General features: G+C 33.9%; 14 protein-coding genes. 3 read left to right on the top strand and 11 right to left on the bottom strand.

What is annotated here, in order from left to right:
• The first annotated feature begins 11 nt into the window (after nt 1-11).
• Complete coding sequence (locus BK580_RS09180; protein ID WP_078380035.1) at nt 12-593, top strand: hypothetical protein; 582 nt, start codon at nt 12-14, stop codon at nt 591-593.
• 66 nt (nt 594-659) lie between these two features.
• On the opposite strand, the gene BK580_RS09175 is transcribed toward BK580_RS09180, so the two are convergent.
• The 5 genes from BK580_RS09175 to BK580_RS09155 all read right to left on the bottom strand — a co-directional run bounded on the left by BK580_RS09175 (nt 660) and on the right by BK580_RS09155 (nt 6302).
• Nucleotides 660-848: a DUF4177 domain-containing protein gene (locus tag BK580_RS09175; protein ID WP_078380034.1), complete on the bottom strand. Its 189-nt coding sequence runs from the start codon at nt 846-848 to the stop codon at nt 660-662.
• A gap of 106 nt (nt 849-954) precedes the next feature.
• The gene (locus BK580_RS09170; protein WP_235864020.1) at nt 955-2667 is read right to left on the bottom strand and encodes a transglutaminase domain-containing protein; all 1713 of its coding nucleotides are present in this window, start codon (nt 2665-2667) and stop codon (nt 955-957) included.
• A 159-nt stretch (nt 2668-2826) separates the two neighbouring features.
• Nucleotides 2827-3651 (bottom strand): aldo/keto reductase, encoded by an 825-nt coding sequence (locus BK580_RS09165; RefSeq protein WP_078380032.1) that lies wholly within the window; start codon nt 3649-3651, stop codon nt 2827-2829.
• A gap of 337 nt (nt 3652-3988) precedes the next feature.
• On the bottom strand, nt 3989-4492 hold the full coding sequence (locus tag BK580_RS09160; RefSeq protein WP_078380031.1) for a hypothetical protein: 504 nt from the start codon (nt 4490-4492) through the stop codon (nt 3989-3991).
• Between the two features lie 187 nt (nt 4493-4679).
• A complete protein-coding gene (locus BK580_RS09155) occupies nt 4680-6302 on the bottom strand; it encodes a GIY-YIG nuclease family protein (RefSeq protein ID WP_235864019.1) in 1623 nt (540 codons plus the stop codon).
• Nucleotides 6303-6868: 566 nt separating this feature from the next.
• Here BK580_RS09155 and BK580_RS09150 point away from each other — a divergent pair.
• A complete protein-coding gene (locus tag BK580_RS09150; RefSeq protein WP_078380030.1) occupies nt 6869-8185 on the top strand; it encodes an HRDC domain-containing protein in 1317 nt (438 codons plus the stop codon).
• 769 nt (nt 8186-8954) lie between these two features.
• Here BK580_RS09150 and BK580_RS09145 read toward each other — a convergent pair.
• From BK580_RS09145 to BK580_RS09125, 5 genes are all read right to left on the bottom strand, one after another.
• Complete coding sequence (locus BK580_RS09145) at nt 8955-9725, bottom strand: class I SAM-dependent methyltransferase (protein ID WP_078380029.1); 771 nt, start codon at nt 9723-9725, stop codon at nt 8955-8957.
• A 190-nt stretch (nt 9726-9915) separates the two neighbouring features.
• Complete coding sequence (locus tag BK580_RS09140; protein ID WP_078380028.1) at nt 9916-10284, bottom strand: PH domain-containing protein; 369 nt, start codon at nt 10282-10284, stop codon at nt 9916-9918.
• Nucleotides 10285-10409: 125 nt separating this feature from the next.
• On the bottom strand, nt 10410-11942 hold the full coding sequence (locus BK580_RS09135) for a malate:quinone oxidoreductase (protein ID WP_078380027.1): 1533 nt from the start codon (nt 11940-11942) through the stop codon (nt 10410-10412).
• Between the two features lie 403 nt (nt 11943-12345).
• Entirely contained in the window at nt 12346-13209 is an 864-nt protein-coding gene (locus tag BK580_RS09130) for a metallophosphoesterase (RefSeq protein ID WP_078380026.1), read from the bottom strand.
• 162 nt (nt 13210-13371) lie between these two features.
• Nucleotides 13372-13785 (bottom strand): organic hydroperoxide resistance protein, encoded by a 414-nt coding sequence (locus BK580_RS09125; protein WP_078380025.1) that lies wholly within the window; start codon nt 13783-13785, stop codon nt 13372-13374.
• A gap of 264 nt (nt 13786-14049) precedes the next feature.
• On the opposite strand from BK580_RS09125, the gene BK580_RS09120 reads away from it, so the two are divergent.
• On the top strand, nt 14050-14487 hold the full coding sequence (locus tag BK580_RS09120) for a MarR family winged helix-turn-helix transcriptional regulator (protein ID WP_078380024.1): 438 nt from the start codon (nt 14050-14052) through the stop codon (nt 14485-14487).
• Nucleotides 14488-14650: 163 nt separating this feature from the next.
• Here BK580_RS09120 and BK580_RS09115 read toward each other — a convergent pair whose 3' ends face one another.
• The gene (locus BK580_RS09115) at nt 14651-15994 is read right to left on the bottom strand and encodes an MATE family efflux transporter (RefSeq protein WP_078380023.1); all 1344 of its coding nucleotides are present in this window, start codon (nt 15992-15994) and stop codon (nt 14651-14653) included.
• Between the last annotated feature and the right edge of the window lie 12 nt (nt 15995-16006).

Below are 16006 nucleotides of genomic sequence, written 5' to 3'. Positions count from 1 at the left end.
TGCAAGTAAATTTGAAAAAAATTAGAGGTTGGAAAAGAAGAGTAAGACAATTAGAAGCATTTAAAAAAGAGCATGTTGCTTTTGACAGGGATTTTTTAAAAGATAATAAGGTAGAGTATCAAAAATTATTTAATTATCCTGAGATCGATAATATTCCTTTATGGTATAAAGCAGATATCGTTACAACATTCATTGATACTTTCCATGCTTGGAAAGAACAAGCTGATGCTCAATTAAGCTCCTATTATTTAAGATTGCATATTAATACGGTCGATATATTTGATTCTGAACTTATCCTATCAATAGATGAGCAAATAGAAGCGTATAAAAACAGATTCCTTAAATGTGAGGATCACCTAAAACTTCCTAGCTGGTTGAATAATAACAATTCTATTGAGTGGAAATGTTATTATATGCATTCCACTTGGTTAAAAGATGAGATAGATACATTGCCAGAAGAAGAAAAACAAACACTCATGGACAATTTAGTAGAAACTCGAAAAATTGATACACTTGATGGAGAACGTGTCGAAGAATATCTTATCAATGAGGGAATAGTTTTTTATCTGGATTATGAAAAAATTGAGCAATAATGTAGGACAGATTTCTTTCTCGACCCACCAAAATATGGTGGGTCATGAAACTTGTCCCCGATACCCTTAAGTGATAGGTCTTTCAAAAATGATTTCAAAATATGCAGCAGAACCATATCCTCTGGTAGCTGGTGCGAATATTTGGATAAATCGCCAACCATCCTTCGCATGGTTGGTGATGATATCTTGATAATCTTCTTTTGGTTTACTGTTCCATTGAGAAAGTTCAATTTTCACAAATTTATATTCGTACATTATTCATACCTCCATGTAAGTAATATTAATTAATAGACAGAAAAAATTAGGTAATAGTTTCATAATTTCTGCAAAATGAGTGAATGTACAATACAACCAAAATGCGCTAATAAACTACTCCAGTCCGCGAATGTGTCTTTTCAAACTCCTCTTGATTTGGATCAAAATAATCATCGCGATATTGTGCTACAAATTCATCCCCTTGCACATACCCAGCTCCCCATGTAGGATCCATAGTAAGCCAATCTCCATTCACACTTACCTCTACCCATGCGTGTTTTTCTCGCGTGTATCCCTCGACAAATCTAGCTTCCATGTCGATTGATCGAAATAGCGCTATTGCTAAGTATGCATAGTCCTGACATACACCGGTCTTTAATTCTAGGGTTTTAAGCGCACTATCGTCCCAATGAAAATCATATGTTTTGAACTTTTCTACATCATACGAAACATTTTTTGCGACATATTCGTAGACAGCCTTTGCTTTGTCGCGCTCAGAATCAATCCCTTTTGTTATTTCTTCCGCTAATTGAATAATCTCTGGTGCCTCTGATTGAATTCCTCTTGAAGGTAATATATTTCGTTTATCCACAATAGCTTTGGAATCAACCTCGAATTCAACAAAGTGAAAATAGCGGAACTGATTACTGTTTTTCTCTTTTATTTCTGGAACACTAACATTCACTGTATAGGTACCAGGTCCAAACCGGAGATGGAATGAGCCATCAAAGGAATAATTTTCTACAGGAATGACCTCTAATGCTTCATCATCCCCTAATTTTGTCGTAACATATAGATGTGTCGTCTCTGCTGCGAATTCAGCTGACGGGTCAATCGTCCCGCTAATACGGTAGGTTTCATCCACTTCTTCTCCACCAAAAGTTGGAGAAGCTAATGTTACACCTCGCTCCAAATAGGTGTTATAAAATGTAATTGGTTTCATGACCAGATCAGACTCGTTTTCTACTAAAATAACCGTAGCCGTTTGAAAATAATTATCACGTTTCTTATCTGGAACTAGCACTTCTAGCTCGTGTATCCCCTCTCCGAAAAACAATGGGACATCATAAGAAAATTGACCATCCTTTACCGAGATAACATGCTTCCAAGATTCCGAGTCTTTATTAAGTCGAAGCATTACGGTATCTTCATTCGTTAAATTTACGCTTCCTTGTAAGGAAAATACTCCCTCCTCCTTCACAAAGCTTGAATCTAATGAAATGGAAAGCTCTGCCTGATGACCAAAGGGGGTGTAGCTTACATCACGCTTTAATTCAGGATTGACATTCACCACTTCAAATGTAGCGGTGTCATAATAATAATTTTCCCGGTCCACACTCGGTAGTTGTACAGTTATCCGATATTCCCCTTCTCCATTAAAAAAGTGGATTGCTTGTGTAAATTCCCCATTTACGATTGGCGTATAATATTCATGCTGATTACCTGCCGGACCTTCTTCAAATGCATGTACTTTAATCCACGCATAATCTGATTTCAACTCAGCGAATTTTTCAATTGCTCCTTCGATAACCACTTGGCCATTTACGGCAAATTTATTATAGATAGGATTCGATAAAGTAACACCGATCTGCTCGCTATAGGATGTTAGTTCTATTGGAGTTAACCCTATTTCCTCGTTCTTTACGTTCACAAGTTCCTCATACGGGTCTACTTTAGTTTCCTCAACAACAGGGGGATTACTCTCTTCGTTATTTTCACTCATATTACTATCACTACTATTACTACAAGCTGCAAGAAAAAACATACTACTCACTAAACCTAGTAAGATTGTAAACAATGATTTTGTTCGAATCATCATTACCTCCCTCATGTGGATACAGAGTTGAAAGCCTACATGTATATGTACGTCTGAAAAAGTGATTAGTTTCTCATTTTTATAGATTAGTTAGATTAACCTGTCCCCTAAAATAAAAAAAGTGGGGGGGAGAACTCTGCTCCCAAAACCCACTTTTTCTCCTTACCTCACATTCATATCGTTCGGATGTGAACCTTTACGTCTGTTGCGATTTAGTTGATTAATTTCTTGAATTTCATCTTCCGAAAGTTCAAAGTCAAACACTTGGAAATTCTCTTCTATTCTTGATGCAGTAACAGACTTAGGAATGACAATCGTATTATTTTGTAAATGCCAGCGCAGAACAACCTGTGCAGGAGTTTTACCGTGCGATGCCGCGATTTTTTGAATCACTTCGTCTTGGAGAACTTCTCCGCCTTGATCTAAGGGACTCCATGCTTCTACAAAAATATTATGCTTTGCACAAAACTCCTTTAACTCATTTTGAGCTAAATATGGATGACACTCAACCTGGTTTAAAACAGGAACAACCTCACATTCCTGAAGAAGGCGTTCTAAATGCTCTATTTCGAAGTTACACACACCAATCGCTTTCACTTTGCCATCATGATAAAGCTTTTCTAATGCTTTATATGTATCAACATACTGATCGAATTGAGGAGTTGGCCAGTGAATTAAATAAAGATCGATATAATCAAGACCTAATCTCTCCAAGCTAGCATCAAATGCAAGTAATGTATTTTCATAGCCTTGATCACTATTCCAAACTTTCGTCGTAATGAACAACTCTTCACGAGGTACATTCGCTTCTTTAATCGCTTTTCCTACCCCTACTTCATTTTTATAAATCATCGCAGTATCAATAGATGTGTATCCAACTTCAATCGCTTTCGCAACTGATGCTATCGCTTGATCATCAGGCACCTGCCACACACCATATCCAAGCTGAGGCATTTTGACACCGTTATTTAAGGTAACAAGATTCATTCTGCATATCCCCTTTATTAGTGTTTTAATGGATAGATTAATATGAGTACACTATCAATCTTCATTTATTAAAGTACTACTCATATCGCTCTCATTCTTTTCTAATTATACAATACTACGAATAGTCTGTCTTTTTTGGAGATTCGGGCTGAATATGTAAGGATGGTTTAAAATGAAAAAAGCACATAATAAACATAAGTTAAAAGGTGCTTTTAAGTAATTTCGAACGTCCTTGGAACCTAAAGCCTGTGTCCTGTACATAAGAGCGCTTTCTTTGATATATAGTTAAAAATCTCTTTATTTTTGCGCTGTTAATTCTAAAGGTTTATTCCTATACTTATTCATTTAAAAAGGTTTGTTCTTTGCTATCTTTGTTATATAAATCTATTCTTTCTTTAACACTTTCACTCTTACCTATATCCCACCATTCAACTACTACATAAATTTCACTTATTTCGTTAAGTTTTATAGAGTCACCGTTTTCATTTAGGTATGTTTTACCTTCAATAGCACCAGTTGTCTTTTCTGCTATGTTCATCTCACCAGTCTCTGAACCAGAATGAACTACTGTATCTTCATCATTTATAACTACATAAGTAACAAAGTGGAAGGAATCTGTTATATACTCATTCTCGTTTTTCATATTTAAAGTCCCATATCCTGCTTTAAATTCCTCTGGTGTTATAACAATTTCATAACCTGATAGATTCCAGTTTTCACTTTCACCCATCAGTAATAAATAATAATTATTATCACTTTTTTGACCATTACAGCCAGATAATACAAAGAAAGATAACACCAAACATAACCAATAACCTAACCTTTTCTTTCTTAGAACCACTATCTATCAGCCACCTTTTCGTATAAATATACTAGATTCCCCCTCATCTAGTTGTACTTTAACAATTCACCTCTACTTTACTGCAGTCACCGACGATTCCGTTGCCTCTTTTGATTATCAAAACGAAAGAAGCAAGAGTTCCTTTACTGTCTAAATAAACTTTCATTATTAAAGATTAGAGGGTAATTCAACCGATGTATTCTGGTTCAACATTTTCTAAACTTTGACTTTGGCGATACTCTTCCGCTTTCATCGTAGTTGTAAACTCAACTGTTGGATCTATTTCTTGAACAATTTCTTGTAATTCAAATACATCAACGTTAAAGAATTCTTTTCTTAAATTAATTTTATTTACCCGTTTTTTTTCTAAGTGGTTATGAAGTCTTTGTTCGAGCTCTACTGCGTTATCACTAAATACCATCGCATGGATATCAAACTTAAATGGGACTGATGCGTCACCCAATTCATCTACTCTATCTAATGGGTTTAATCTTCTAGTCATACCAATTTTAAATAATTTTTCTCCAAATGAACCGAGGTTGGAAATAACATAGACATAACCTGCTCTACCATTTGCACGTTTAACTATTTCCTCCTTTTGCTCTTCTATTTTATTGAATTGCTCTTCTAATTCTCTCAATCTTTCTTGTAAAGCTAAAACCTTCTCCTGATCTTTTTCTTGTTCAAGCAACTCTTTATTTTTATTTATTTCTATTATATATTTCTCTTCTTCTTTTTCAATTTTCTTACGTTCTATTTCAAGTAAGCGGCGTTCTTCAGCTTCTTGACGAATTTGTTCTTTTATAAGTTTCTGTTCTTCTTTTTCCTTTTCCTTTTGAATATAATATTTATATTCAATTTGGATGGCATTTCTAAATAAAGGTTCTAACTCTGTTAAAAATCTAGTTATAGTAGAGAGGATTGAAGCATTCCCATTTCCACAAATCGTTAAATACTTTTCAATTAGTGCTTCAGATTTTTCTAATGCAATGTCTAGGTTTGTATAACTTAGGGTGTATAATATGTTTTGTAATTCTGCTTGCAATCCAATTACCATTAGGTCATATATTGTTAAGTTTGCCTTAGATGTGTACCGAGTCTGATAACCTTTAAGTAATTTCTTAATATCTTTGTTATTTGCATTCATTTCTTTTCTTAGTTCTTTTGACGCTTTGTGATGAAGGTCTAATTCAACAATTGTATTTAAGTAGCCAACTTCTAGTTGATTATCAAGTTCCTGTAAATGTTCTTCGATATAAGAGTAATTGATGGCATTTGGGAAATTTTCAATGAGTTGCTTTATACCAACAATCTCCACCTTATATTTTCCAATCAAATTTTGTTGCTTAATTAGCTGTTTCTCTGTTTTCACAGCTTCGTCTTTAAGGAGTAATACTTTTTCGTTCTCTTCAATAAAATGCTTTTTCGTTTCTGCTAACTCAGAAAGCTCACTAGTCAATGCTGTAATTTGATTTTGATAATCAACGATTGTATTTTCGAAATTCAGAACTTTTTCTACGAGTTCTCCTTTTTGGGAAATATTATTGTTTAGTTTGTTTAATTCTTCACTTTTACTTTTTAATGTATTAGTAACGTCCTCTAGTTGATTAGTAGCTTCATTAAATTTTATTTTTACATCATCAAGGCTTTCAAAACCACTTTCTTCCCACTTCATTTGTAAATCTTTTTCTTTTTTCTTTCGTAATATTAATAGGATTATCCCTACTACTAGTGGTAATCCATAAAACCACCAACATGCAAATAGAATAGCAATAAATGCAGTGGAGTAATACCAAGGAAATGTTTTCATAATAATTCCTCCCACATAATTATAGAACTACACAAACTGATTTGAATCCACAATCAATTACTCAACAAATTTTAATCCAAGTAAATTGTTTAAAACAGTAAAGATGTAATCACCTTGTTTCTTAAATATAATTTTTACGAAATTTAAAAGGCAGTCATATAACCATCAATTCTTATTACTATAAATCGCAAACCTAGTTTCCTCCTACATAAAACTATTTTACTAGATTATATAAAAATATCCAATATTTACATAAGTATAAGTGTGAATATTCTACTATTTTTTAATCAATTACTAGGAAGACACTCCTAAATTAACCTATCCACGATGCGCTTTAGAAACTTAAATACCTAGATATACTTGGTCACTTCTCTTTAATAAAGTACTATAGCCCCGGTGCTTCTTCGATTAGCAAAACGAAAAAACAAAAGATTCTTTCCCTCGCTTTCTTCGTAAAATAACCAAATTTCTTCAATTGAAATAGATGGAAAAATAAATTAAATAATGAATTATTTGTTATAATACTAGATAAATAGTTACATATTTTTTCAAAAGTGAGGTACACTATGTCTTTTCTTAAAAATGTATTTAAAATTTTATCTGATAATCGAGATATAAAAGAACCACTTGTTTATAAAGAATTTAGTCAAAACTCAACGATGATGGATTCTTTAAAGAGTTTAGCTGAAAGCAAAGATTCTCAGGTAGATTTAAAAAAAGTTGAACAACAGTTAAAACTGTTTTCTATTGGACATGCTGGTGAAAGTAGCGTGTTATTTGAATTGAAAAATTCAATGATTCCAATGTTAATTTTGCATGATGTGAATATCGAGATTGAGGATTACAAAGCTCAAATGGATTTCGTACTTATTACACATAAATTTATTCTTGTACTTGAAGTGAAGAAACTTTTTGGAAACATTGTTGTTAACGATAAAGGTGAGTTTCAACGTGTGATTACGAAGAATAATAGAGTTATTAATAAAGAAGGAATGTACAGTCCTATTAATCAAGTTGAGAGACATGTTGCCATTCTTGAAAAGTTCTTAAAATCAAAGAATTTGATAGAAAAATGCCCTATTCGATATGCAGTTACCTTTGCTAATCCAAAAACTATTATAGATATTTCTAAGAAAACACCTATACATATACAATCTAGTGTGATTCGTCATGATCAAATTAAGACATTTTTAACAACAGAGTTAGGGAAGAACTCACCTGTATTTATGCTTGATGCACCAGTGTTCAAGATTGCTAACGTGATAAAAGAAAATTGTAAAGAGAAAACCTTCGATATGAATGACTATGGAGTGGATGGCAATGTTATACAAAATAACTCTCCATCCATGGAGTATGATTGTAGTAAGATCGTATATCCTGATAAAAGCGACTTAAAATATATACTTATGGATTACCGCTCCAAAAAGGCTAAACAACAAGAGAGCATGCCCTATCATATATTCACTAACAAAACATTAGACGAACTACTAGATAAAAAACCTAAAACAATGGATGACCTCTTAGAAGTACAAGGAATCGGAGCTCACAAAGCTGAACAATACGGTCACGACATTTTAGCTATCATCCAAAAAAGCTGGAATAATATTCAGGAAAGTAATAAGCTCCAAAACTCACTAAGTATTCATTCACAACCAGCTCAATCTTCCAATTTACAATCATCACTCATTGAATACCGAACAAAACGATCAAAGGAATTAAATGTAAAGCCTTATTACATCTTTACTAACAACACAATGGAAGCAATAGTCAAACAAAAACCTAAAACCTTTAATGACCTATTAAAAGTTGATGGAATTGGAGAAAAAAAGGTTGCTGAGTTCGGGGAAGATATTTTAAGAATTGTTCAGAAATGTGAGAGTTGAGTGGTTTTGACTTAGGTATTAATTATACTCTGATAAATGTTAATCAGTGGCACAGTCAGTTATTGCTCCAAAGCTTCGTTGTAAGATGGTGGCAGCCCTAAAACATAAGAAGAAAAGTCACTTTCCGCTAACTAAAGTGACTTTTCTTCTTGATTACCCGGTAAATCTACAAATACAAAAATTGAAAATTATTATTTTTCCTTCACTAATATCTTTGTCTCTTCTAAATCAATCTTTACTTGATACCCATGTTTATTTTCCTTAATGTTCCGAATCACAAGAACAGTTTATCTTTATGCTTTTCTTTTTATCTTGCTATTTAATTCTATTATTAGAGCTGTAAGGATGGAAATGGAAAATATTATAGATAAAAAGATGATTCCTAGGATATCGTATATACCACTAAGGGCTTTGGAATATAGATTTAATTTTAATTTAAAATATAGGAAGCAAATCCCTAATGCTGAGGCTATTGCAGGAACATACTTACTAGTTTTTGCATATTTCTTTTTACCAAAATAGTAAATAAAATAAGATACAACTGCAGTTGCTATAGCTATAATAAGTAGACTTATGAAAATATCTATTCTCTCCACCCCTCAAACTATCGGAATTTTTCTTCTTAACATCAATGATAGATTCTCGTAATACTACCAAACAAGAAAACGCACTTTTTCTATATTTAATCTTACCAACAGAGCAAAGAAACAATAAAAAAAGCCATCCTAATACTAATAATCGCTTTAGGATGGATTTTTCACCAAATTAATTATAATTTTAATGCTCTCGTAGCAATAAATGTATCTATATGCTTATCTAGCAAATTCCCACCGCAATTATCTTCATAAAATCCTGCTAAAACAAAGCCAGCCTCCAGTTGACCACCGATTTGACTCTGAAGAGAATGACCAAACTCAAGAGCATCATTATTCTGGATTCTTTCTGCTAGGAACTCCTTAGGAAGTTGATCTATGTCGGAATAGGGTATGCTATTTCTTACAACCAATTGATTGTTATTTTCCCACTCGTATGTATCAAAAATATAGGAAAGTGGATTCACAAATCCGGAGATTATTGTTCCGCCTTTTTTTAACACTCGATAGCATTCTTTCCACACTTTTTCCACATCATTAATAAAACAATTAGCTACTGGATGAAAGATTAAGTCAAAAGTTCCTTCTTCAAATCTTGATAAATCTCTCATGTCTCCATGCTCTAGATGAATGATTAAATGATCCCTTTCTGCTACCATTTTATCCTGTGCAAGTTGTTCCTTACTATTATCAAAAACGATGACGTTAGCGCCTAGTGCAGCAAATATTGGACCTTGTTGTCCTCCACCAGATGCAAGACATAACACATTCTTTCCGGCTATTTGTCCGATCCACTCTTTTGGTACTGGCTTTGTTGGAGTTAAACTTAATGTAAACTCGCCCTTTTTTACTTGTTCTACTTGAAGTGATGTTAAAGGAATCGTCCATTTATTCTGAGTTTTAACCCTATTATCCCATGCATTGCTATTATGTTTAACTATATCCATATCGCTTTGCTCTTTTCTAGTTTAAATAATGGTTTTGTTAATTTTTACAAACACTAACTTTTGATTCAAGCATTGCCTATTAATTCTTTGATTCATTATAATCAGTTATTAAGAAAATTGTCAAAGATACCCGAGTAAAATTTGATCCAGCCAAGGGAGTGTATATTTTATACTCTCCCTTTCTTGTAAATTACAAAATAGCATTAGCAATTAAATTATCGAATTTCCGAATATCTACACCCTTTTTTAGGTTTACTTTAATATGGCCTGCTTTGGTCCATAACTCTACCTCAGCGTTTACATCAAGAAAACCACCTGCATTCTCTGTTGACCACATATAGATAGACGAATACGGCAGGGAATAAATCTCTACCTTTTTACCCGTTAGTCCTTGAGCATCTCTAACTAGCAATCTCTTATTTGTAAAAATCGCGCTATCACGGAATGTCTTATAAGCAGTAATTGCTTCTTCCCCGTCTACTAATAAATCATTCACATCCCCAGGTATTGGGCATTCAGAAACAAGTGTCCATTCTAATATTCCTTTTGTTGCAGGCATTAGCCTTACCCCCTCTATTGATTCGCAAGCTATTACACTTTAATATTCTTTCTAATAACAGAAAAACCCTTTTTTATGATTCGCTATCCGGGAACTAAAAAAAGCATAAATCACCAAACGGCAATTTATGCTTCCTGTAACACACGATCTTCTATTTTCGAATCTACTTGTTCATTCCCGTTTAATCCTAGTGATAGAGCAGTTGAAGTATGAATTTTCTTAATAAGCTCTTGTTTTTTCATTAGTGACTCACCATAAGAAGGAATCATTTCTTTTATTTTCGGTTCCCATTCTTTTATATGTTGCGGGAAACATTTTTCCATTAATTCCAGCATAACGGAAACAGCAGTCGAGGCACCTGGTGAAGCACCTAGTAATGCTGCAATCGAACCATCAGAGGCAGTAATTACTTCTGTTCCAAATTGGAGCGTTCCTTTGCCTCCAGCTTCCGTATCTTTGATAACCTGAACACGTTGGCCTGCTACGATTAAATCCCAATCCTCACCTTTCGCATTAGGAATAAATTCACGTAGTTCTTCCATGCGCTGTTCTTTTGACAACATAACTTGTTGGATCAGATATTTTGTCAATGGCATCTCTTTTGCCCCTGCTGCCAACATCGTTAAGACATTATTCGGTTTTACGGACGTTACTAAATCGAACATGGAACCAGTTTTTAAGAATTTGGGTGAGAAACCTGCAAATGGTCCGAATAGTAACGACTTTTTATTGTCGATAAACCTTGTATCAAGATGTGGAACTGACATTGGTGGTGCACCAACTTTAGCTTTGCCATAGACTTTTGCATGATGAAGTGCTACAACATCTGGGTTCTTACACGCCATGAATATTCCGCTTACTGGGAATCCTCCAATACCTTTTCCTTCAGGAATACCGGATTTTTGGAGTAAATGGATGCTTCCTCCCCCGCCTCCGATAAAGACAAATTTTGCCGTATGGCGATCGACTGTACCGCTATCAAGGTTCTTCACTTTCAATTCCCACTGGCCGTCACTCGTACGATTTATATCATTAACATTATGTTTGTAGTTTATATGGACATTTTTACTCTCTAAGTGATCAAACAACATTCGCGTTAAAGCGCCAAAATTGACATCTGTTCCAGAGTCGATTTTTGTAGCTGCTATTGGCTCATTCCATGATCGATCCTGCATAATAAGCGGAACCCATTCCATCAGTTTTTCCGGCTCATCGGAAAATTCCATCCCTTGAAATAATGGGTTTCTTGTAAGCGCTTCAAAACGATTCTTCAAAAAAGCAACATTTTCTTCCCCTTGCACTAAACTCATATGAGGCAATTGTTTAATAAAGTCCTGTGGCTTATGAAGTAGCTTGCTGTTTACAAGATAAGACCAGAACTGCAATGAATCCTGAAACTGTTCATTAATTTTTATCGCTTTACTAATATCTACCGATCCATCCGGTTTTTCGTTCGTGTAGTTAAGCTCACACAATGCTGCATGCCCTGTTCCCGCATTATTCCATTCGTTAGAGCTTTCCTCTCCTGCATTTTCTAGTCTTTCAAACACTTTAATGTTCCAGTCCGGTACTAATTCTTTCAGTAATGTCCCCAATGTTGCACTCATGATACCGGCACCAATTAAGATAACGTCTGATCTAGTATGTCTGTTACTCATTTTTACCGTCCTTTATCCCCTAAGTTTGCAGAAAGGATGCAGGCACTCCTAAAAGGTGCGACCTATATCTTTCTGGATCAATTATACCCTAATCATAGTGTACCATTATTCTTAAAATATTATAATATTAAAATATTTTTTGTTATGATATTTTAAAGTGTTTTTATAAGCCTACAATCATATAATTCATTTTTTACTCATTGTGTATCTGAAAGGTATAAACTTCTCTTATCTTTTCAAAAGGAAATACCTTAAAAATTAAAGAAACCACCTACAGATTTTACTAGTAGATGGTTTGGATTTTGTTTATATTTCCCCTCGATTTTTCTACTGAATTAATGCTAGACTGTTCACACAAATCTAGGATCTTAAGACGTTCTCAAATTCCGATTTAGCTTTGACATTAATTTATGCCTTGCTTTAACGTTGCAACAACTATTTCAGGACGATTAAATATCCTAAGTGGAATAATGCTATTTCCAAGTCCTCTGTTTACGATCATTGTTGTGTTATTTAAATTATGTTTTCCTGATGTATACTTTGGGAAAAATCCCTGATTAGGTGCAATTAAACCACTATCTAAAAAAGGAATTCTTACTTGTCCACCGTGAGCGTGACCTGAAAAAACAACATCTAATTCATAGTTGGAATATAGGGAAAATAATTCTGGTCTATGTGATAAAAGGATTTTAAAATTTTCTCCATCAGTTAGTCCATCCATTGCATTTTCAATCGCTTCTTCAGCAATACTTTCTTCTGAATATCCCTCATTAACTTGTGCTGGATCATCAATTCCAATGATGTGAATTTTGTCCTCTCCATTTGCGATAACAGCTGATGTGTTTCTCATTACTTGTACCCCTAGTTCTATTAACTTGTTTTCCAATGAATTGAATCTTCCTGACCACCATTCATGATTTCCTGTTACAAAATAAACAGGAGCAATTTGAACCAATTCCTTCATCAATGTCAGACTGGCATCCTCATCATATTTTTTAGAGTCGACCAAATCCCCTGTAAATACAATTAAGTTAGGATTAGCTTTACCTACCTCTTTGACTAACCCACTTTGATTTTCTCCAAAGGATTTACTATGGAGGTCTGATAATTGAACGATCTTAAACCCGTGAAAACCTGCTGGGATGTTTGCCGATCGTATATCAATTTCCGTTGTTTCAATAGAATTGTTTTGAAAATAAAAGAAAAAAACAATTGATATAATAGCAATAATAAGAATTAGAAAACTTTTCTTAGTTATTCTTTTCAACCTTTCACCTCTTTTTAATTTGGATAGCCAAACTGAATATGCAAATAGTTTAACACAAAGTTATCTTAGACCTTCAAAAAAATCACCCCGTTTGCTAACGGGATGATTTAGACACACATTGTTTTAGAGACACCTTAAATTTATCTTTTTAATTTACATTAATTATACTACTTTCAGTTCTACTTCTATATTCCCTCTTGTTGCTTTTGAGTAAGGACATACTTGATGAGCCTCTTCCACTAACTCTTTTGCTTCCTCTAAAGTAATCCCCGGAACATGAACTTCCATCACAACACTTAGAACAAATCCACTGTCATCTTTGTTTATAGTTACATGAGAAGTAACTTCACTCGTTCCAATTTTCACTCGTTTTGTGCGAGCCACTAAGTTTAAAGCACCATCGAAACAAGCAGAATATCCAGCTGCAAATAATTGCTCCGGGTTTGTACCTTCTTTACCAGATCCACCAAGAGCTTTCGGCATTTCTATCTTTAAATCTAATTGTCCATCAGAGGATTCAATTCTACCTTCTCTTCCACCAGTAGCTTTTACAGTTGCAGTATAAAGTTTTTTCATAGTAATTTCCTCCTTGATAATATGTTTTGCAAAACTATATTTTGCACAATATAAATATAACATCATCGATAAATATTAGTCAACTTTCTAATTGAAAGATTAACAAGGAAATATTTTCATTTGGTTTTTAAGGTACACTTATATAAGTCTAATTTAGCCCAATATAATTTGTGGTTAATCTACTAAAGTTAATCTTTCTATTATTGACAACTATTATGTATAATTATTAATACCAAAAAATTGATGTTTAATGGAGGTTAAACAATGAATGAAGAGGAGAAATTATCATTATCCAATCTCTTATGCTTTAATATATATGCTTGTTCAAGAGAAATAACTAAATTGTACACACCAATACTTAAAGAAATTAAACTCACTTATCCGCAATATTTAGTAATGGTAGTACTTTGGGAACAGGATGAAATACCAATTAAAATTTTAGGTTCAAAACTGTATCTTGATACGGGTACTTTAACACCTTTATTAAAAAGACTACAGGAAGCTGGTTTAATAACACGTGAGAGATCCGTCGAGGACGAGAGAATTGTCAACATTTCACTTACAAATAAAGGGGAAGAACTGAAAGAAAAGGCTAAAAATATTCCTATTCAAATTTTCGAAAAATCAAAATTGTCACAACAACAAATTGATGAATTAATTAATATAATAAAAAATTTACATTCGAACCTTCTTACAAAATAATTTTTTATTATCAATAGCTATAGATAAAAAGTATCGGTAGAAATCTTGAAAATCAAATGACAAAAAAACAAGAGGTGTATTTTGACACCACTTGTTTTTGATTCATCAACTATGAAACAGGAAAGCCTTTTTCTAGATGGTGTTTTTGCCATATCCTTTAAAGTTATGAAAACTTCGTACGCGATAGCTTAGGCACATAAAGTAATAAAAAAATCGATCGTCCTAAACTAAATAGTAAAAACGCGATCCACAACCCGTTGTTTTCATAGATAGGGATTAATATCCACTGGGCAATTACGTATACGAGTAAGGCAAGAAAAATAGAATCTCTAACTGGTTTAGCCTCAGTCGCACCAGAAAAAATCCCTTCTAATAATAGTCCTAAAAACCCAACAAAAGGAAAGATAAGCATCCAGATTAGTAATTCTAATGTCAATTCTTTAATTTCAGGAATGTTAGTAAAGAGTACAACTATGTAATCTCCAAAGAGGTATGTTAGAAAGAATAATAGGATAGCGGATAAAAGCCCCCATTGAACAGATAGAGAGCATGCACGCTGAAATAAAAAGTGATTTCTCGTCCCAACGGCTCTTCCGACAAGTATACTTGATGCATTTGCGAACCCTCCAAATAAGTAGGCCATCATATAATGTAGTTGTAAGAGGATTGCATTAGCTGCTAACGTAACCTCTCCCATACTTGCGCCACTTGAAGTAAAAAGTCCTGTCATTACAAGTAAGGAAACGGTGCGAAGGAATAGGTCCCGATTTACTTTTAACATTTGTAGAAGTGGTTCCTTCTCCCATAGCATCTTTCTTGTTATATTTCGTATTTTAGTGGCATTCGTTCGATAGATAAAAAAACAGCCAAAAAGGATTGTACTTGCTTCCGCAATTAAGCTAGCATATCCAACACCAGCAACCCCTAGCCCTAGTCCAAATACAAATAAAAAATCCAATGATATATTGATGACATTCATACCTATTTGGATGAATAATGCTAATCGAACCTTTCCCATTCCAATTAACCAGCCTATTATACAATAACTTAATAGAAGAAAAGGCGCTCCCCAAATTCTAATAGAGAAGTAGGTTGCAGCATTGGCCGAAATGGCTTCACTTCCACCTATAAGAGATAAAGCTATCTGCAAAATAGGCTGCTGAAATATAATAAACAATGCCCCAAATAAGATTGCCAAAATTACGGGACGAAGAAGAGAGAGTAAAATCTCGTTTTGATTATTCGCTCCTTCTGCTTGTGCAGTAAATCCACTCGTGCTTACTCTTAGAAAACCAAGAAGCCAGTATATAGTATTAAAAATAACTGCACCAATTGCAACGCCACCGATAGCTGCTGTGTCAGGAATTCTCCCAACTACAGCTGTATCTACAGCTCCTAATAGAGGGGTTGAAATTCCTGAGATAATCAATGGAATGGACAAAGCTAGATAAGTCCTATGATGTAACGATTTGTTTTCTATTGCTTTAGAATGTGTAGCTATCTTCATTTTTCTTCCACT

This window comes from Sutcliffiella halmapala, assembly GCF_002019665.1.
GTDB classification, from domain to species: domain Bacteria; phylum Bacillota; class Bacilli; order Bacillales; family Bacillaceae_I; genus Sutcliffiella_A; species Sutcliffiella_A halmapala.
The sequence above is the reverse complement of the archived record's forward strand: the minus strand, read 5'-3'. Positions and strand labels throughout refer to the sequence as shown.